The sequence below is a fragment of the Paenibacillus agri genome, from assembly GCF_013359945.1.
In the GTDB taxonomy this organism is placed as follows: Bacteria; Bacillota; Bacilli; order Paenibacillales; family Paenibacillaceae; genus Paenibacillus_AQ; species Paenibacillus_AQ agri.
Genome location: NZ_JABWCS010000116.1, coordinates 1 through 331, shown reverse-complemented (window position 1 = coordinate 331; position 331 = coordinate 1). Strand labels below are relative to the sequence as shown.

Annotated in this window: 2 rRNA genes; both read right to left on the bottom strand. The window is 52.0% G+C overall.

What is annotated here, in order from left to right:
* Positions 1–67: ribosomal RNA gene (gene rrf, locus HPT30_RS00545) — 5S ribosomal RNA — on the bottom strand; the annotation flags it as partial.
* A gap of 144 nt (positions 68–211) precedes the next feature.
* Positions 212–331 (bottom strand): 23S ribosomal RNA (locus HPT30_RS00540); the annotation flags it as partial.

Here is a 331-nt window from a genome sequence, read left to right as displayed (position 1 = left end):
CGCTGGAGGGCTTAACGGTCGTGTTCGGGATGGGTACGCGTGGAACCCCTCCGCCATCGCCACCAAACGGGCATTTGCGGTACAAATGCTCAGGCTTAATCGCCTGAAAACTGAATCCGAATTGAATTTGCGTTCGCCCTTTTTACGGGGCCCCCGGAAAGTACTCGGAATCGGCTTCGTCAGCCTCTTCTTCACTTTTTGGGGTAGTTTGTAGGATAAGCCCTCGACCGATTAGTATTGGTCAGCTCCATGCATTGCTGCACTTCCACCTCCAACCTATCTACCTCGTCGTCTTCAAGGGGTCTTACTAATTGGGAAATCTCATCTTGAG